Genomic DNA, 17,257 nt, shown 5'->3' on the forward strand with positions numbered 1-17,257 from the left:
TAGAAATTCTAACGATCAAGAAACCGAAACAAGATCGTTAGCGCAAGTGAACTAGCACAAAAATAGAAAAAATGTCGTTCTAACGTCCAAGAGTGGCAAACAAGATCGTTAGCGCATGAGAACCAGTACAAAAAACGAAAAAAAGTCGCTCTAACGTCCAAGAGTGGCAAACAAGATCGTTAGAAATTCTAACGTTCAAGAAACCAAAACAAGATCGTTAGCGCATGAGAATCAGCACAAAAATAGAAAAAATGTCGTTCTAACGTCCAAGAGTGGTAAACAAGATCGTTAGAAATTCTAACGTTCAAGAAACCGAAACAAGATCGTTAGTGCAACATTTTTCATTTAACTTTAATGCGAAGTAAATCTATTTATAGCTGTTTCTAAGATGATATCTTTTTCTAGCTCTTCTGGTGTCCATGGAATATAGTGGTCTACTGGTATACCTGTTTTTCCCATACTTTTACCTAAATCTACATTTCCATCTTTAGAGTGTGGGACGCTTAATTTGTATTTACCGTTAATATCGATAAACATGACATTACTATAATCGTTCATACCTTTAGTAGGTCTACCTATAATTTCGATATTTTTAAATTCATGTGCATATTTTACAAAGTTATCTCCTGAACTTCCGCATTCAAAGTCCGCTAGTACCTTTACATCTGGACATTTTTCTTGAATGCCTTTAATCGTATCAGGTTCTGGATTGTTATTAATTCCTTTAGTGTTTACGTTGGCTAAAAGAATGAAAATATCTAATTTACAAGTTGGTATTCCAATGGCGACTTCAATTGCCGTTACGCACGGATTCCTACCACCTCATCCAGGTCCAGTAGCGATATCAGAAGCGGTTAATGCCAATATTGGAGAAGTATTGATGTATGGTCTAATCATTGGTGTACCTTTAGCAATCGTAGTCGGTGGTATCTTCCCTAAATTTGCTTATGCCATTGCACCTGTAGCATTTGAAAAGAAAGGGAACACAGCAAGTATAGGTAAAATTAATGATTTTAGTAATGAAAAATTACCGAACTTCGGTATCAGTTTATTAACAGCATTATTCCCAGTTATTTTAATGTTATTTGCTACGGTAGTTCAACTTATAACTGGGCATGATCAAGAACCAACAAACTGGTTTGAATCTATCGTGTACTTACTAGGTTCATCTGTTACAGCAATGTTATTAGCTGTATTGTTTGCGATATATTCAATGGGTATTAAACAATCTAAGAATATGACAACGATTATGAAATCATTTGAAGAAGCTATTGGACCAATAGCCATGTTACTTTTAATTATCGGTGGGGCGGTACATTTAAACAAATCCTCATTGATGGGTACTGCACCCCTAAAGTTAGAGTAAAAAAACTAACTTTAGGGGGTGTTTTAATATGACAAAATATAGTGATGAATTTAAGTTGAAAGTTGTAAGAGATTATCTAGATGGCCATTATGGTTATCGAAAATTAGCTAAAAAATATAATATACCTGATAAAATTATTATACGAACATGGGTAAAAGCCTTTCAATCATTCGGTGTAGATGGCATTAAAAAGAAACAGAAAAAGACAGTTTATTCTGTTACATTCAAAATAAATGTATTAAACTATATGAAAAGAACAGGCGATTCCTTCCAAGATACAGCGATTAAATTTGGCCTAAATACCCCATCTATTATTGTGCGATGGAAAAAGATATATGACAAAGAAGGTGTGGAAGGACTCGAAAAGCCGAAAGGACGACCTCCCATGAAAAAGAAGAAACAGAAGAAATCTAATCAAAACCTATCACGAGAAAAAGAGTTAGAGCTAGAAAATGAAAATCTTCGATTAGAGAATGCTTATTTAAAAAAGTTGAACGCTTTTCGAGAGAATCCGAGTGCCTTTCTAGAAAAGCACAAGCAGCAGTGGCATTCGAACTCAAAGAAGAAGGATTCAAATTAAAAGATATCTTAGTAAAGGTTGGTATACCAGAAGCAACCTATCATTACCATGCCAAACAATTACAAAAGGAAGATTTAGATAAAGGTTGGAAGAAAAAGATCATTGAACTTTTTCAAAAACACAACGGTAAATACGGCTATCGTCGTATATATTTAGCTTTGAGAAATCAAGGTTATCTCATTAACCATAAGAAAGTACAACGAATTATGCGAGAACTAGGATTAAAATGTCAAAAATTCACACGTAAATCACGCTATCAATCATACAAAGGTACAGTTGGTAAAGTGGCTGAAAATCGCTTGAATCGTAGATTCCATACATCTATTCGACTTCAAAAATTAGTGACAGATATCACTGAATTTAAATGTGCTGAAGAACAAAAATTATATCTCAGCCCTATTATGGATTTATACAATGGGGAAATCATTTCTTATGGTATATCCAGAAGACCAACATTAGACTTAGTACTTCAATCATTGGATAAAGCAGTTACAATCATTAAGCATGAAGCACCATATCGTACGACGATACATTCTGATCAAGGTTGGCATTATCAGCATAATGCATGGATTAGAAGATTATCGGAACAAAGGATTTATCAAAGTATGTCACGTAAAGCGACGTGTGCGGATAATGCTTCTATGGAGAATTTCTTTGGCATCATGAAGCAGGAAATGTATCATGGAGAAGAACTTGTTAACTATGAAACATTAAAAAGAAGAATTGAGGATTACATCTATTGGTATAACAATGAACGTTTGAAATTAAAATTGGCTGGACGAAGTCCAGTACAATACCGAACTCAATCCAGCCAATTAATAGCATAATGGAAACTCTAACTTTGGGGGGTCACTACCATGGTGGTGTTGGTGACACAATTTCAGAAATATTCCACGGTACAGAAATGTCACCAATTTTTCTAGCATGGTTAGCTGCTGCTTTATTAAGAGTAGCACTTGGTTCAACGACAGTAGCAGCAATATCTTCAGTAGGTATTGTATTACCATTATTACAAGCTTCAGATGTTAATATTTCACTGGTCGTACTTGCGATTGGTGCAGGTAGTATATTCTGCTCACATGTGAACGATGCAGGATTCTGGATGTTCAAAGAATACTTTGGTTTAACAATTAAAGAAACGTTCTTAACATGGACACTTCTAGAATCTGTACTTTCTGTATTAGGATTGATATTAATATTAATCGTCAATTTAATCGTATAATTTTGAAAAAGGCTGAGATATGTATATGTCTCGGCTTTTACTTTTTTTCATTATTACAAATTAATGTACAAAAGTTGTATTAAAAGGTAATATGGTAGCGATTACATTAATAAAGGAGCATGATTATGTGGATTGATATTACACAACAATTGACGAACAATATTGCACACTGGCCAGGTGATGAGCCATTTCATTTTAAACTTTCAGCGACTAAAGAAGAAACGGATTCTGTAAATATTGGTAGTATTTCAACAAGCACACATATAGGTACACATATGGATGCGCCATATCACTTTGATGATGAAGGTATCAAGATTCATGAAATTGACGTCAATCGTTTAATTGGCGATGCAACATTAATTGAAATTATGGATGAAACTTTAATAACCCAGGAAATACTCAAGAAATATGACATTAAAGGGACTATTATAATGATTAAGACTAAAACAGAAGCACATTCTGAAGTGTTTCCAGAGTCAGTACCTGTCTTAACAGAAGATGCCATTCAATATTTATCTTCAATTGGGATTAAAGTATTTGGAATTGATGTGCCATCAGTAGATGATATTGACTCTAAAACGTTAGACAATCATCATGCATTTAATCAATACGACATTATTAATATTGAAAATCTACTATTAGAAAATGTTTCAGAAGGTTATTATAACTTCATTGGATTACCTTTAAATATAGTAGGTGCAGATGGTTCGCCAATAAGAGCGGTCATTTCTAAAAAGGGGGAGTAGTTGTGAGCGAATTTCAAGATGAATCACTTAAAGGGGAAAGTGTGAAGACAGATTTTTCGAAAGACATGACGTATAGTGAATATTTAGGTTTAGATAAAGTATTATCAGCACAACATACATTAACAGATGCGCACGATGAGAAATTATTCATCATTGTCCATCAAGTATCAGAACTGTGGATGAACTTAATTATTCATGAATTAAATTCTGCAAGTGATGATATTAAATCTGATCAATATAAACAAGCATTTAAAAAATTAGCTCGAGTAGGTAATATACAAAAACAACTCATTCAAGTGTGGGAAGTATTATCAACCATGACACCAAGTGATTACTTGAAATTTAGAGATGACTTAGGGAATTCTTCAGGATTTCAATCTTTTCAAAATAGAATGATTGAATATAGCTTAGGATATAAAACAACACACGCTTTAAAAATCTATGAAAAAGACCCAAATATATATCAGCAGTTGAAAACACAACTAGAACGACCAAGTATTTATGATGAAACAATTAAAGCAGTACATAGAGCAGGATTTAACATAGATTCCGAAGTGTTAAATAGGGAAGTTACACAGAATTATATGCGGAATGATTCAGTGAAAGAAGCTTTTAAAGCAATATATTTACAATCAGACGCATACTTTGAATTGTATGAACTACTAGAGAAATTAACAGATGTAGAAGATAGATACAGTCAGTGGCGATTTAGACATATGAAGACCGTACAAAGAATAATAGGATTCAAGACAGGAACAGGTGGAAGTTCAGGTGTCAACTATTTAAAACGGATTATTGACCAAAACTACTTCCCAGAATTGTGGGAATTGCGTACAGAATTATAATTTGAGAATAAGAGAATAGGTATTTTCAGGCCGATAAATAAAAATAGCGACCCGAAAATGAGGTTTCTGGACCGATAAAAATAAATACCGGTCCAGAAACAAAAAATATGGACCGATAAAATAAATTACCGGTCCAGAAATAGAAAATATAGACCGATAAAAAAATTTACCGGTCCAGAAACAAAAATGAAGCGACGTTGTAAATTTCGTTAGGCACTTCCATCGGTTTGACACGGATATCTGAGTTTTTAATGTTGTGATATAAAACTTTAGCATGTGTTTTATTTAAACGTTTCCTGTTACTTAAAAAGATATTTAATAGATTTAAAAAGAATAATAGTTTCCTTTTTTGCATGAACATGTTGTAACGCTTGTTGTGACAGCTCTTTTCCGGTCTTAATGACCTGATTAAGCGTGGACATTTTTTTCTCGGATGACTTCATATTGTGTATATGTATTGATTCTAAAGACTAATGCGCCGTTATTTTTACGTTTGCCACTGACCGTATGAATCTTCGTGATATAACCTTTTTCATCAAGGTTTTTAAAAGTACGATAGACTGTTTTCTTGCTGATATGTAGAAGGTCTGCGATAGTCTGAAGTTTTAAGTGAGAAAAACCAATCACTTTTAAGCTGTGTTGTTTCAATACGTTTAAAACACGGTATTCAGTTTCTTTAAGGTGACGGTTGTATCGTTCAACCGTGCGATCCATTGCGATGATTGTTTCAAAGTTGTTGTCAAAATCGTTCATGATGTAAGTCATTTGTATCATTCCTTTTTTAGATTTTAGGAACGAAAAAAGAGTACACGCCGGTCTTTTCCATGGCATGCACTCTTATGACTTATGTCAGTTTTAATATGCTCTTAACTTACTCTTTCGATTTGTTTTATTGAAAACCACTGAAAAATCGGGTATGATTAAAACATAATCTTAATAAGAGAAGTTAAAAGAACATTCTAAAGTGTTTGCCGATGATGAGGATCGGTAAGCGATTAATAACTGTTACCAGCAGTTATTAATGCTGAATGTTCTTTTTACGTTCAATTAAGTTAATTAAATTGTATAACTATTCCAAAAAATAGCAAACAAAAATGGGATACACATGGTTAGTCTTAATACATGTGTATCCCATTTTTTGTTGTGACATAAATCACATATTTTCCGATGAGAATTGTATAAAATAAAACTGATACTAGCAGTAATTGGTGGTGGAGTAAATTTTGAAAATATTTATAAATTATATAAAGAATACCAAAAGTTTTTCAAAAATCATCTGTCTATTTTTATTATCAACAATATCAGTTTTATTATCTTTACCAATCCCTTATTTTTTAAAATATTTAGGTGGATTTTATAATCAACTTAGCCACCTTTAGACAAAAAAACGCCACGTGAATTTCATGTTATTATTGAGGCTACCAGACCAAATCAATAAAGGAATGAATTCACATGACGCATACTTATTCTAACATGACAAACCATAAAGGAACACACTTAAGTTATGAAGAACGTGTTCAAATAGAAACACTTAAAAATTTAGGTTTTTCAAATCGTGCAATCGCGCGTGAATTAGGACGTGCACCTCAAACAATCAATAACGAAATTCATCGAGGAACAACACGTCAAATTAAACGACAAAAACAACAACATAAAGTCTATGAATATGAGACGCAAATTTATTTTTCTTCACTAGGTCAACAACGTTATCGACAAAACAGACAACAATGTGGTGCTCAGCCCTTATGGAAGAAGAACCCATTATTTATTCCATGGGCAGATCACCTCATGAAAAAGAAACGCTGGTCACCTGAAGCAGTCGTGGCATATGCTCACAAGGAACAATGTTTTGAAAGAGAAAAAATCCCTTCAACAACGACAGTATATGCTTGGATAGATCAACAAATCATGGAAACTAAGAATATTGATCTACTAGAAAAATTAAAAAGACGTCACTCTACTCAGAATAGCTACCATAATCATCCACACAGTCGAGTGCTCGGTCCAAGTATTGAGACACGTCCTAGTGAAATTGAATCACGTCAGTCTTTTGGTCACTGGGAAATAGATACCGTAATAGGAACTAAAAACAAGTCAAAGCCAGTTATCTTAACACTTGTTGAGAGACAAACGCGTTTTGAAATACTAGAAATAATAGAGAGTAAAAGTGCTGATGCGGTGTCTCACGCATTGAAAAACTTATTTGACTCCTTAGGCGAAAAAGCACCAAAAATCTTCAAATCTATCACATCTGACAATGGTTCAGAATTTGCATCGCTGTATGAAGAATTTGGCCATATGATAGAAATATACTTCACACATCCATTCTCATCATATGAACGTGGGACAAGTGAAAACCAACATAAAATGATTCGTCGTTTTATTCCAAAAGCACATGATTTATCCAATGTTCAAAAACGCTTCATAAAAGCCATACAACAATATATGAATGACTATCCTAGAAAGACTTTAAATTACAACACAGCTCATCATAATATGGCAGAAAGTTTAAAGCACCTCAATCTGTATGAATCTTTCCAAAGCTAAAGTCTTAGCTTTGGTTACCTGTTGAGTATTAATTGATTAAAACCAATCAATCCTCAACAGGTTCGAATACGGTTAACCCTTGTGTACACCTCAGTCATTATAGGTGGCTAACTTAAACTTGAAATCCTTGTTTAAAATATTTATTAGATGATGTAATAAAAGGAAAAAATTATGATACTTATATTGGAGTAAAGACAGGTGGACCTAAGTTTCAATTGAGTGAATGGAAATCTACTATGATAAATGAATCTGTTGCATCTGCACTTAGTATTGCGTACATGTTAGGTGGTAATGAGTTTGCTCAGGAAGTAGATAATGAAATTATAAATCTTGTTGAAGATGAAGCGAGAGAATATTTAAATCAGTTAAAAATATCTAATCCGATTTTATTTAACAAACTATGTCAAGTTAGCTAAGAGAGGAGAATAATTATGAAAGATATTATTATTTTAATTGTAGGGATTATATTTTTAATATTAGGAGTGAGTCTATCAAAAAACAAATTGCTGTTTTTAATTGCAGGTTATGATAGTGAAAAAATGAATCAAAATCAATCTAGGATTCTTGGAAAAATTGTTGGTCAATTTATAATATTATGTTCAATATTAATGATAAGTGATTTTATTAGAAAAAATTTTTGGAATAATGCAGATTCTTCTTATTTCTATATAGTCATGATTATTTCTTTTATAATTGGCTTAGCTATAATGACATACAGTGTATACCAATTATTGTACAAGAAGGGATGATGGAATGAGAAAAAATTTTACCGGTCCAGAAACGAGAAATATGGACCGATAAAAAAATTACCGGTCCAAAAACAATAATGAAGCTGAGGCAATGACCGTTGACTCAGCTTTCTACTTTCAAAGTTCTTCTAATTCTAGCTCATTTCACTATCTTTAACATCTGTTATAAACATATGTCCGGGTGCGTGTGTAATCATAATATCTGGTTTGGCATCTAATGCTACGGATTGTGGTGTTACACCGCATCCCCAGAATACTGGAACTTCTCCGTCTTTAATTGTTACAGCTTCACCGAAATCAGGTTGGTCAATGTTTCCGATACCGATTTCACTTGGATTTCCAATATGTATTGGTGTACCGTGTACTTCTTTGAAATGTGTTGTGATTTCAGTAGCTTTAATTGCTTCTGACATCGTCATAGGTCGCATGCTCACTGTAATATTTCCTTTAAAAGTACCACTTGGTTCAGCAGGTATATTTGTGATGTACATCGGCACGTTATGATTTTCTTCTATATGACGTACTGGAATGCCCGCTTCAAGCAAAGCATGTTCAAATGTAAAGCTACATCCAATCAAGAAGCTGACCATATCCTCTGTATACAACGCTTTAATATCCTCGTATTCTTGTACGAATTTGCCATCTTTATAAAGTCTGTACAATCCAACATCTGTTCTAATATCCGCTTCTTTTCCATATTTACTAAAAGACGGTGATCCTATTTCGGATACATCAAGTAATGGACATGTCTTCGGATTTTTAAAGCAAAATTTCAAAAAATCATAGGCATATTTAGAAGGCAAGATGACGACATTTGCTTGGACATACCCTTTAGCCATCCCACTAGTTGGTCGTGTTAATGCGCCTTGTCTAATACTTGCTCTAATTTCCTCTGGTGATGCAGTTTGTAAATTCATGATATTATCCCCTTTCTGCATGGTTCTCCTTATTATATCACTTAAACATTATTCCGAGATTTCTAACAATCATATGGTAAAATATTTGTTGGTATGAACGTATAGAAAAGTAAAGAAACGATAGGTGTTTATATGTTAAATTTATTTGTCTTATTATTAGAACGTGTTGGTTTAATTATACTCGTTGCATACATATTGATGAATACCACGTATTTTAAAAATATGATGGGAGAACGTGAAAAATGGTATGTGAAATGGCGATTGATCATTGTATTTTCATCATTCGCATTGCTATCTAATTTTACAGGTGTTGCGATACATAATGGTGAAATTGTATCGAGTATGATTTATTTACATCTCGGACCAGAAGTGTCACTTGCGAATACACGTGTGTTAACAATAGGCGTTTCAGGGTTAATAGGTGGACCATTTGTAGGTCTATTCGTAGGTGTGCTATCAGGTATATTTAGAGTTTATATTGGTGGTGCAGATGCATATACATATTTAATATCATCTATCGTCATTGGACTTGTCGCTGGTTACTTTGGTGCACAGGCAATGAAGTCAAAAAGCTATTTATCCGTGAAACAAAGTGCATTAGTAGGTGCATCTACGGAAGTTATTCAAATGATTTGTATATTGATATTCTCATCGCAAAAAGCAGATGCATGGGAACTTGTTCAACTTATTGCATTGCCAATGATTATCATTAATGGATTAGGTACCGCGATATTTATGTCTATTATTATTTCGACAGTTAAACAAGAAGAACAAATGAGAGCGATTCAAACGCATGATGTATTAAAGCTCGTCAATCAGACATTGCCTTATTTTAAAGAAGGATTAACAGAGTCATCTGCACATCAATCAGCAAAAGTTATCAAAGATCTCATGAAAGTTTCTGCTGTTGCTATTACAAATAAGACGCATATATTGGCGCATGTTGGTGTAGCTAGTGATCATCACACACCTGATAAGACCATTATTACTGATCTATCTAAAGCGGTTATTGAAACGGGTCAACAAAAAGAAGTCTATTCTAGTAAAGATATAGGGTGTCAACATCCGAACTGTCCACTTGAAGCGGCGATTGTTATTCCGTTATATGTACATGATGATATTGTAGGGACATTGAAGTTATATTTTACAGATCATCATGATTTAACATTTGTAGAGAAACAACTAGCAGAAGGTTTAGCTAAAATATTCTCTAGTCAGTTAGAACTTGGTGCTGTTGAAACACAACGAAAATTATTACAAGATGCTGAAATTAAGTCGTTACAAGCTCAAGTTAATCCGCATTTCTTCTTTAATGCGATTAATACAATTTCAGCATTAGTTCGGATTGATCATGAGAAAGCACGTCAATTATTATTACAATTGAGTCATTTCTTCCGTTCGAATTTACAAGGTGCGAGAAACAATACGATTACAATTGAAAAAGAATTAGAACAAGTACGCGCTTATATTGCTTTGGAACAAGCAAGATATCCCGATCACTTTAAAATTGAATTTGATATACCTGAAGAACAATATTCTGCACTTGTCCCACCTTTTGTTATACAAATATTAGTGGAGAATGCGATTAAACATGCTTTTACAAGTAGAAAAGATGACAATCGTATTTGGGTCAAAGTGAGTCGTAATCATCAATCGATTCAATTATGTGTAAGAGATAACGGACAAGGTATACATGAAGATAAAATTGCTGTTTTAGGTAAGACAACGGTTGCCTCTCAGTCTGGAACTGGAAGTGCGTTAGAGAATTTAAATAGAAGATTAACAGGATTATTTGGAAATCATGCAGAATTACAATTCGATTCAAGTGATAAAGGAACGAAAGTATGTACGATTATTCCACACAAATATCGAGAGGAGGAAATGTAATGCATGCGTTAATTGTTGATGATGAACCGTTAGCACGTAATGAACTGAAATATTTATTGAATCAAATAGGTTCATTTAGTCAAATTGAAGAAGCAGAAAATGTTGAAGAAACTTTGGAACAACTACTGTCACACGAATTTGATGTTATATTTTTAGATATTAATTTGATGGAAGAAAGTGGATTAGATTTAGCGAAGAAAATCAATAAAATGAAACATGTTCCGCATATTATCTTTGCGACTGCTCATGACACATATGCTGTACAAGCATTTGAATTAGAAGCAACAGACTATATCTTGAAACCTTTTGAGAAAGCAAGAATTGAACAAGCGATTAATAAAATTACGAATATCGAGACACAACAATCAGTGGAGCCGAAACCGGTCAAACACGATGAAGTCTTGCCTATTGAAATTGAAGATCGTATTTATGTATTGAATGTAGATGATATTATTGCGATATCTGTCAATCAAGGTATTACGACGATTAATACGACTGACAATGAATATACGACAAACGAGCCACTTAGTTTCTATGAGAAAAAGCTCAGTCACGCTAAATTTATTCGTATTCATCGCGCAAGTATTATCAATAAATGGCATATACAATCGGTTGAACATTGGTTTAATTCGATGTATCAAGTGACGTTGACGGGTAATATCAAATTACAAGTCAGTCGTTCATATATGAAGTCATTTAAATTAGAAATAGGGTTAGTATAATTTTCAGAGCATAGATTTCGTAACTTAGAGGTCAATTATTGCATTTCGCATTAAAAACGCTTTAAAAATTGATTTTCATATTAAGATAACCTTAAGAGATTACTTCGGGAGGTTGTCAAAATGAAAAAAAGTCAATAACTTCTTTCATCAAGTATTAACAATATCAATTGTATTATTAATTTCACATGTCATGGAAAGCTTTATGCCTATACCGATGCCGGCATCTGTTATCGGATTAGTGCTAATGTTTATCGCATTGACGGCAGGTATTATCAAGTTAGAACAAGTAGAAGCGGTTGGTACTGCACTAACGAATAATATCGGATTCTTATTCGTTCCAGCGGGTATATCAGTGATCAACTCATTAGGCATTTTAAGTACGAGTCCAATACTTATCATATTACTGATTATTATTTCTACAATTTTATTACTTGTTTGTACGGGTATCTTTTCACAAATGATCATTAAACCAAGTGAAAAATCAGCTAAACGTACGAAAGAAATTAACAATAAACGGGTGGCAGGTGATTATGCATGATGGAACATTTAGGCCTTAATACACCATATTTCGGTATCGAATTATCTGTAATATTATTCTTAGTCGGTACATATTTATTTAAAAAAACAAATGGATTCTTCTTGTTTGCGCCATTATTTTTCAGTATGGTTGGTGGTATTGTATTTTTAAAAGCGACAGGGATACCATATGAAAATTACAAAATAGGTGGAGATATTATTAATTTCTTCCTAGAACCAGCAACAATTTGTTTCGCAATTCCTTTATACAAAAAACGTGAAGTGCTTAAAAAACATTGGCATCATATCATGGGTGGTATTGCGATTGGAACAGTAGCAGCACTTGTTATTATTTATATTGTAGCGAAAGCATTCCAATTTGGTGATGATATTATCGCATCAATGTTACCACAAGCAGCAACAACTGCAATTGCATTGCCAGTTTCAGAAGGTATTTCAGGTATTAAAGAACTCACATCATTAGCCGTAATTTTAAACGCCGTTATTATTATGGCATTAGGTAATAAATTATTGAAACTCTTTAATATTACAAATCCGATTGCAAGAGGATTAGCTTTAGGTACAAGTGGACACACACTCGGTGTCGCAGCAGCAAAAGAATTAGGTGAAGTAGAAGAATCAATGGCCAGTATTTCACTCGTTCTTGTTGGTATCGTAGTCGTAGCAGTCGTTCCATTCTTTGTTATGTTCTTATTATAGAAAAAATGAAAAGATAATGTGCAATATCATTTTCTGGAATTAATACTTCAATATTTAATGGTAGAGTTATTTGAGACATGTTATAATCTTTATACATAAGGCACCTCGTTAATTTAGTTTTTGTTGTGATTAATTAAATTATACGAGAGTGCTTTATTTTTTTTGTATAAAATTGGAAATTTGTAACGATTTTGTAAAGTGCTGACGCCTGAGGGAAAAGTATGCGTGAGAGACTACAGGCTCGAACCATACCATAGGCAAGCATGCACGAACAAAATCGTAGATTATAAAAAATAACACCTCATCTCTACTGAATAAATCAGTAGAATGAGGTGTTATTTAATTTGAGTTAGGAATTATGTCCCAGACTCTTGTCGTTTTATTTATCTACTAATATCCATCTAGATAATATAAACGTTATTGGAATTGTAAAAATTAATCCGATAAATGGTGCAAAAGTTTCGTTTACATGAAATAACTGTACAAACACAAATAATAGCAATGTTTGTAATCCCATATTTACAACTTGAGTAATAGGGAATTGAATGAATTTTTTGATGGTAGGTTGAACTCGATAAACAAAACAACAATTCAAATAAAATGAAATGATAAAGCTTATTATGAAACTCAATATATGACTCACTAAATATTGAATGTCGAACACTTTTAATAATAATAAATATATCCAGTAATAATTAACTGTATTGATGTCACCTACAAGTATAAATCGAATAATTTCTCCGTGTTTCTTGAACATATAGCTACTCCTTAAGTACGCAATTTATTATACGACCAGGCCACGTTTCGTACTATATTGTTCGTATAAATGATCTTGTGCAATTTCTTCTAAAATCTCAACGACTTTATAGACTTCTTCATATGATGTATATAAAGCAATAGGTGCTAATCGAATTACATTCGGCTCTCTAAAATCAGGAATGACGCCTTTATCTTTCAACGCTAAACTGATTCTATATGCTTCATCATGCACTAAACATACATGTCCACCTCGTTTAAAATCATCACGTAAGTTCCCAACTGAATAACCATAGTCAGTTAACTTTTCATCAATTAAATACATTAAGTATGACGTAATATGAAGTGATTTCGTTCTAATAGCATGTATGCCAACTTCGTTAAAAATGTTAAGCACACCTTCTAATGGTGCCATAGATAGAATATTTGGCGTTCCAACTTGCCAACCTGAAGCATCTCGTTGATGTTCAAATGTATGATTAAGTTGGAATTGTGTTTCGTCTTTATTCCCAAACCATCCGGCCGTACCAGGACTGCGATTAAAGTGTTTCTTATTGATATATAAGCCAGCCGTTGAACCAGGACCACCTGATAAATATTTATATGTACACCATACAGCAAAGTCTGCATCAATTTGGGTTAAGTCCATTTCAATCGCACCGATTGCATGACATAAATCCCATCCAATGATGATTTGACGTTCCTTCGCAGCCATTGTTATTTTTGCCATGTCTAATACTTGGGCACTTCGGTAGAGTACGGTAGGCAATAGAATAAGTGCAACATCATCCGTCATTGCTTCAATAATGGCATCTTCATCAATAAATACACCATCTGAACTTTTAACAACTTTAACTGCATCGTTTGGATCTAATCCTTTTAGACGCACTTGACTATCTACAGCATAACGATCAGTAGGGAAGTTTAAGTCATCAACTAATATTTTGTATTTATCTTTAGTCGGTTCGTAAAAAGTACTGATAGCTTGATGTATATTGGATGTCGTGCTACCAACTACAACAACTTCTTCAGGACTCGCACCAAGTAACGGCGCCATGTTTGAAGCAATGTGCTTAGAATAATGATAGTATTTGCTGTCTTCAATATTCCAAATTTTAATGCCTTCTTTTTTCCAATCTTCTAACGCATTGAGCAATGAGGCCTCAGCATCTTTAGAAGCAAGACCTAAAGAATTCCCATCCATGTAAATTTCGTTAGGTTGTATATAAAATCGATCACGAACATGATGTAACACATCCGCTTTATCCAAAGCTTCGGCAAATTCTTTTGTTGTATTAAATGAAGTATCCATTTGTTCATCCCCTTATAAATAATGAATCATTCTTTAAATATAATTGTATACTTTCCATGTAAAAGTCACAAAGATAATGATATTTGGGATCGGTGGATGTAGGAGTGTGGGTGTGGGCAGGAAGTGAGAAGGTAGAATTGGGATTTCCAGGCCGATAAATGTAAACCTGAGTCATCACAAGATGACTCAGGTTCAGTATTACAATATTAAATTAGAATGTTTGTCCTAATGATTTTGCACGCTCGATTGCGTCTGCTTTGATTTCTTCTGCTTTTTCTGGGTTAGCATTGTGGCCTTCAACAATTAAACCGTCAAAGTCAGTAATTCCGTAGAAGTTCATCATTTGTCCGATGTAACGGTGACCCATTTCTAAGTCAGCTGCTGGACCTTCACTATAGTATCCACCACGTGCTTGAATGTGTAATGCTTTTTTATCTGGTAATAAACCAACTGGACCTTCAGCTGTGTATTTGAATGTTTTGCCAGCTACTGATACTGAATCTAAGTATGCTTTCATAACTGGTGGGAATGAGAAATTCCAGAATGGTGTAACGAATACATATTTGTCTGCATTAACAAATTGATCACTTAATTCGTTTAAGCGACGTACTTTGCCTTGTTCGCCTTCTGAAAGTTCTTCAAATCCTTGCCCTGATTGTAATTTACCCCAACCAGCGAATACATCTGCATCAATTTGTGGAATGTATGAATTGTATAAGTCGATATGAACGACTTCATCATTTGGGTTTGAAGCTTTATAACTTTCGATAAATGATTTAGCTGTTGCCATTGAAAAAGAAACAGTTTCATCATGTGGATGAGCTGTAATAAATAATACTTGTGACATAATAATATTTCGCCTCTGTGATAAAAATTAAACTAACTATAAATATTATGCTTAAAATTTTTACTAAAGCAATAGGAATGCTCACGAAAATAAATGTCATTTTACACTTAAGTTTTAATAATGGTAGGATAAATGTAATGAATGATAATTTGATAATAGGGATGATGGGTTTTGAGTAAGAAATTATACTTAATGAGACACGGACAAACATTATTTAATGAGAAGAAAAAAATTCAAGGTGCATCTGATTCACCATTAACACAATTAGGTATTGAACAAGCGCGTATGGCAAAAAAGTATTTCGATGAATCGAATATAACATTTGAGTCGTTATACGCATCTGCACAAGAACGCGCAAGTGATACGCTTGAAATTATATGTCCAGAAAGGCCATATGTAAGATTAAAAGGATTGAAAGAATGGAACTTTGGACTTTATGAAGCTGAAAGTGAAACTTTAAATCCGCCACATAAGCCAGGTGAAACTTCTTATGGAGACTTCTTTATTGATTATGGCGGTGAGTCTAGTGAGGAACTACAAAATAGAATGAATGAAACATTAACAGATATCATGAATACAGACGAAGCGGATACAATATTAGCAGTAAGCCATGGTGGAGCATTATATATGTTTTTACAACTATGGTTACCATTTGAAAAAGTTAAAGAAGTGAAATTCTCCAATTGTTGCATACTCGAATTTGAAAACAATACATTTAAATTTATACAAGCCATTAATCCAACAGAAATAGCATAAAAAGACGGGACAGCCATCGTACATGATGACTGTCCCGTTCTATTATTTAATTGAAGGTATATAGAATCTAGAATTTTCATAATGGAATATGATTTTAGAGTAGTCGAAAGGAATACCTGTACTTGTGTAGAATATTTGTTCATATTCTAATGATGGATCACCTTCATTTAATTCTAAGTGTGTCGCATCTTCTTTATTTAATTTACCAATATTGAAATATATATCAGTGAATCCTACTTTGACTTTTAAGTTATTTTCAATGTAATGAAAAATTGAACCATTGGCAATTTCTTCATTCATGTATAAGACAACATTCTTACTAAAATAAGAAGTTTCAATACAGAATACTTCTCCATCAAGATATCTAACGCGATCAACAAGATATACAGTATCGTTATCTTTTAACTTTAATTGTTGTTTTACTTCATCTTCAGGTTGAATCTCTGCGACTTTTAAGATTTTGCTCGTTACATCGTGTCCTTTAAATTCATCTGAAAATCCATCGGCTGTAAATAAGTTAACAAATCCATCTCTTTTCGGATTTCTAACATAGATGCCACTGCCTCTAGCTTGATAGATTAAACCTGTTTTTTCTAGATTTTTAAGAGCATTGATAATTGTACTCTTGCTCACGTTAAATTCACTTCTTAAAACTTCAACACTCGGTAATTTATCTCCAGCTTCATAATGCCCATTATTGATAAGTGACTCAATACGTTCAGCAATAAGCTCGTACTTAAGCATATTAATCCCCACTTTATGATAGATA

Annotated in this window: 20 protein-coding genes and 1 pseudogene; 14 read left to right on the forward strand and 7 right to left on the reverse strand. The window is 33.4% G+C overall.

Annotation, left to right across the window (positions count from 1 at the left end):
• Window positions 1–351 precede the first annotated feature (351 nt).
• Window positions 352–558 carry a hypothetical protein gene (locus MUA60_RS01640; protein ID WP_262649332.1) on the reverse strand — a complete coding sequence of 69 codons (207 nt, stop codon included), beginning with the start codon at window positions 556–558 and terminating at the stop codon, window positions 352–354.
• 124 nt (window positions 559–682) lie between these two features.
• On the opposite strand from MUA60_RS01640, the gene MUA60_RS01645 reads away from it, so the two are divergent.
• The 6 genes and pseudogenes from MUA60_RS01645 (at window position 683) to MUA60_RS01670 (ending at window position 4,759) form a co-directional block, all read left to right on the forward strand.
• Entirely contained in the window at window positions 683–1,366 is a 684-nt protein-coding gene (locus MUA60_RS01645; protein ID WP_262649333.1) for a GntT/GntP/DsdX family permease, read from the forward strand.
• 28 nt (window positions 1,367–1,394) lie between these two features.
• A complete protein-coding gene (locus MUA60_RS01650; RefSeq protein ID WP_025907016.1) occupies window positions 1,395–1,946 on the forward strand; it encodes a helix-turn-helix domain-containing protein in 552 nt (183 codons plus the stop codon).
• On the forward strand, window positions 1,910–2,773 hold the full coding sequence (locus tag MUA60_RS01655) for an IS3 family transposase (protein WP_103361549.1): 864 nt from the start codon (window positions 1,910–1,912) through the stop codon (window positions 2,771–2,773). Before MUA60_RS01650 ends, MUA60_RS01655 begins: the two co-directional genes overlap by 37 nt.
• A pseudogene (locus MUA60_RS01660) lies at window positions 2,737–3,168 on the forward strand (GntT/GntP/DsdX family permease); the annotation flags it as partial. The gene MUA60_RS01655 and the pseudogene MUA60_RS01660, both read left to right, overlap by 37 nt.
• 125 nt (window positions 3,169–3,293) lie before the next feature.
• The gene (locus MUA60_RS01665) at window positions 3,294–3,914 is read left to right on the forward strand and encodes a cyclase family protein (RefSeq protein ID WP_262649334.1); all 621 of its coding nucleotides are present in this window, start codon (window positions 3,294–3,296) and stop codon (window positions 3,912–3,914) included.
• A 2-nt stretch (window positions 3,915–3,916) separates the two neighbouring features.
• Entirely contained in the window at window positions 3,917–4,759 is an 843-nt protein-coding gene (locus MUA60_RS01670) for a tryptophan 2,3-dioxygenase (protein WP_262649335.1), read from the forward strand.
• A 408-nt stretch (window positions 4,760–5,167) separates the two neighbouring features.
• Here the strand turns inward: MUA60_RS01670 and MUA60_RS01675 are convergent, their stop codons facing one another.
• Window positions 5,168–5,524: a helix-turn-helix domain-containing protein gene (locus tag MUA60_RS01675; protein WP_262649336.1), complete on the reverse strand. Its 357-nt coding sequence runs from the start codon at window positions 5,522–5,524 to the stop codon at window positions 5,168–5,170.
• 687 nt (window positions 5,525–6,211) lie between these two features.
• Between MUA60_RS01675 and MUA60_RS01680 the strand changes: the two genes are divergently transcribed.
• The 3 genes from MUA60_RS01680 (at window position 6,212) to MUA60_RS01690 (ending at window position 8,055) form a co-directional block, all read left to right on the forward strand.
• Entirely contained in the window at window positions 6,212–7,306 is a 1,095-nt protein-coding gene (locus tag MUA60_RS01680) for an IS30 family transposase (protein WP_262649338.1), read from the forward strand.
• A gap of 215 nt (window positions 7,307–7,521) precedes the next feature.
• Window positions 7,522–7,722: a hypothetical protein gene (locus MUA60_RS01685; protein WP_262649339.1), complete on the forward strand. Its 201-nt coding sequence runs from the start codon at window positions 7,522–7,524 to the stop codon at window positions 7,720–7,722.
• Window positions 7,723–7,737: 15 nt separating this feature from the next.
• The gene (locus MUA60_RS01690; protein ID WP_204187423.1) at window positions 7,738–8,055 is read left to right on the forward strand and encodes a DUF3784 domain-containing protein; all 318 of its coding nucleotides are present in this window, start codon (window positions 7,738–7,740) and stop codon (window positions 8,053–8,055) included.
• Window positions 8,056–8,189: 134 nt separating this feature from the next.
• On the opposite strand, the gene MUA60_RS01695 is transcribed toward MUA60_RS01690, so the two are convergent.
• Window positions 8,190–8,972 (reverse strand): putative hydro-lyase, encoded by a 783-nt coding sequence (locus MUA60_RS01695; RefSeq protein ID WP_262649341.1) that lies wholly within the window; start codon window positions 8,970–8,972, stop codon window positions 8,190–8,192.
• 132 nt (window positions 8,973–9,104) lie between these two features.
• Here MUA60_RS01695 and MUA60_RS01700 point away from each other — a divergent pair, with 132 nt between their 5' ends.
• The 4 genes from MUA60_RS01700 (at window position 9,105) to lrgB (ending at window position 12,817) form a co-directional block, all read left to right on the forward strand.
• Window positions 9,105–10,859, forward strand: a complete 1,755-nt coding sequence (locus MUA60_RS01700) for a sensor histidine kinase (RefSeq protein ID WP_262649342.1) — start codon at window positions 9,105–9,107, stop codon at window positions 10,857–10,859.
• On the forward strand, window positions 10,859–11,581 hold the full coding sequence (locus MUA60_RS01705) for a response regulator transcription factor LytR (RefSeq protein ID WP_262649343.1): 723 nt from the start codon (window positions 10,859–10,861) through the stop codon (window positions 11,579–11,581). The genes MUA60_RS01700 and MUA60_RS01705 overlap by 1 nt, the downstream gene beginning before the upstream one ends.
• Before the next feature lie 160 nt (window positions 11,582–11,741).
• The gene (gene lrgA, locus MUA60_RS01710; RefSeq protein WP_262650561.1) at window positions 11,742–12,119 is read left to right on the forward strand and encodes an antiholin-like murein hydrolase modulator LrgA; all 378 of its coding nucleotides are present in this window, start codon (window positions 11,742–11,744) and stop codon (window positions 12,117–12,119) included.
• Complete coding sequence (gene lrgB, locus MUA60_RS01715; protein WP_262649344.1) at window positions 12,116–12,817, forward strand: antiholin-like protein LrgB; 702 nt, start codon at window positions 12,116–12,118, stop codon at window positions 12,815–12,817. Before lrgA ends, lrgB begins: the two co-directional genes overlap by 4 nt.
• Before the next feature lie 379 nt (window positions 12,818–13,196).
• Here lrgB and MUA60_RS01720 read toward each other — a convergent pair whose 3' ends face one another.
• The 3 genes from MUA60_RS01720 to MUA60_RS01730 form a co-directional block, all read right to left on the reverse strand.
• Window positions 13,197–13,574: a GtrA family protein gene (locus tag MUA60_RS01720; RefSeq protein ID WP_262649345.1), complete on the reverse strand. Its 378-nt coding sequence runs from the start codon at window positions 13,572–13,574 to the stop codon at window positions 13,197–13,199.
• A 27-nt stretch (window positions 13,575–13,601) separates the two neighbouring features.
• The gene (gene kynU, locus MUA60_RS01725; protein WP_262649346.1) at window positions 13,602–14,885 is read right to left on the reverse strand and encodes a kynureninase; all 1,284 of its coding nucleotides are present in this window, start codon (window positions 14,883–14,885) and stop codon (window positions 13,602–13,604) included.
• Between the two features lie 211 nt (window positions 14,886–15,096).
• Entirely contained in the window at window positions 15,097–15,732 is a 636-nt protein-coding gene (locus tag MUA60_RS01730; protein ID WP_262649347.1) for an FMN-dependent NADH-azoreductase, read from the reverse strand.
• Between the two features lie 171 nt (window positions 15,733–15,903).
• On the opposite strand from MUA60_RS01730, the gene MUA60_RS01735 reads away from it, so the two are divergent.
• Window positions 15,904–16,488 (forward strand): histidine phosphatase family protein, encoded by a 585-nt coding sequence (locus MUA60_RS01735; RefSeq protein WP_262649348.1) that lies wholly within the window; start codon window positions 15,904–15,906, stop codon window positions 16,486–16,488.
• Between the two features lie 42 nt (window positions 16,489–16,530).
• Here MUA60_RS01735 and MUA60_RS01740 read toward each other — a convergent pair whose 3' ends face one another.
• Window positions 16,531–17,232 (reverse strand): GntR family transcriptional regulator, encoded by a 702-nt coding sequence (locus tag MUA60_RS01740; protein WP_025906902.1) that lies wholly within the window; start codon window positions 17,230–17,232, stop codon window positions 16,531–16,533.
• Window positions 17,233–17,257 lie beyond the last annotated feature (25 nt).

This window comes from Mammaliicoccus sciuri (assembly GCF_025561425.1).
Classification (GTDB): domain Bacteria; phylum Bacillota; class Bacilli; order Staphylococcales; family Staphylococcaceae; genus Mammaliicoccus; species Mammaliicoccus sciuri_A.

Excerpts from the sequence above, each read along its gene's own strand:
- MUA60_RS01640 (WP_262649332.1), bottom strand. The coding sequence starts at position 558 with ATGAACGATTATAGTAATGTCATGTTTATCGATATTAACGGTAAATAC.
- MUA60_RS01645 (WP_262649333.1), top strand. The coding sequence starts at position 683 with ATGCCTTTAATCGTATCAGGTTCTGGATTGTTATTAATTCCTTTAGTG.
- MUA60_RS01650 (WP_025907016.1), top strand. The coding sequence starts at position 1,395 with ATGACAAAATATAGTGATGAATTTAAGTTGAAAGTTGTAAGAGATTAT.
- MUA60_RS01665 (WP_262649334.1), top strand. The coding sequence starts at position 3,294 with ATGTGGATTGATATTACACAACAATTGACGAACAATATTGCACACTGG.
- MUA60_RS01675 (WP_262649336.1), bottom strand. The coding sequence starts at position 5,524 with ATGACTTACATCATGAACGATTTTGACAACAACTTTGAAACAATCATC.
- MUA60_RS01680 (WP_262649338.1), top strand. The coding sequence starts at position 6,212 with ATGACGCATACTTATTCTAACATGACAAACCATAAAGGAACACACTTA.
- MUA60_RS01690 (WP_204187423.1), top strand. The coding sequence starts at position 7,738 with ATGAAAGATATTATTATTTTAATTGTAGGGATTATATTTTTAATATTA.
- MUA60_RS01695 (WP_262649341.1), bottom strand. The coding sequence starts at position 8,972 with ATGAATTTACAAACTGCATCACCAGAGGAAATTAGAGCAAGTATTAGA.
- MUA60_RS01700 (WP_262649342.1), top strand. The coding sequence starts at position 9,105 with ATGTTAAATTTATTTGTCTTATTATTAGAACGTGTTGGTTTAATTATA.
- MUA60_RS01705 (WP_262649343.1), top strand. The coding sequence starts at position 10,859 with ATGCATGCGTTAATTGTTGATGATGAACCGTTAGCACGTAATGAACTG.
- lrgB (WP_262649344.1), top strand. The coding sequence starts at position 12,116 with ATGATGGAACATTTAGGCCTTAATACACCATATTTCGGTATCGAATTA.
- MUA60_RS01720 (WP_262649345.1), bottom strand. The coding sequence starts at position 13,574 with ATGTTCAAGAAACACGGAGAAATTATTCGATTTATACTTGTAGGTGAC.
- kynU (WP_262649346.1), bottom strand. The coding sequence starts at position 14,885 with ATGGATACTTCATTTAATACAACAAAAGAATTTGCCGAAGCTTTGGAT.
- MUA60_RS01730 (WP_262649347.1), bottom strand. The coding sequence starts at position 15,732 with ATGTCACAAGTATTATTTATTACAGCTCATCCACATGATGAAACTGTT.
- MUA60_RS01740 (WP_025906902.1), bottom strand. The coding sequence starts at position 17,232 with ATGCTTAAGTACGAGCTTATTGCTGAACGTATTGAGTCACTTATCAAT.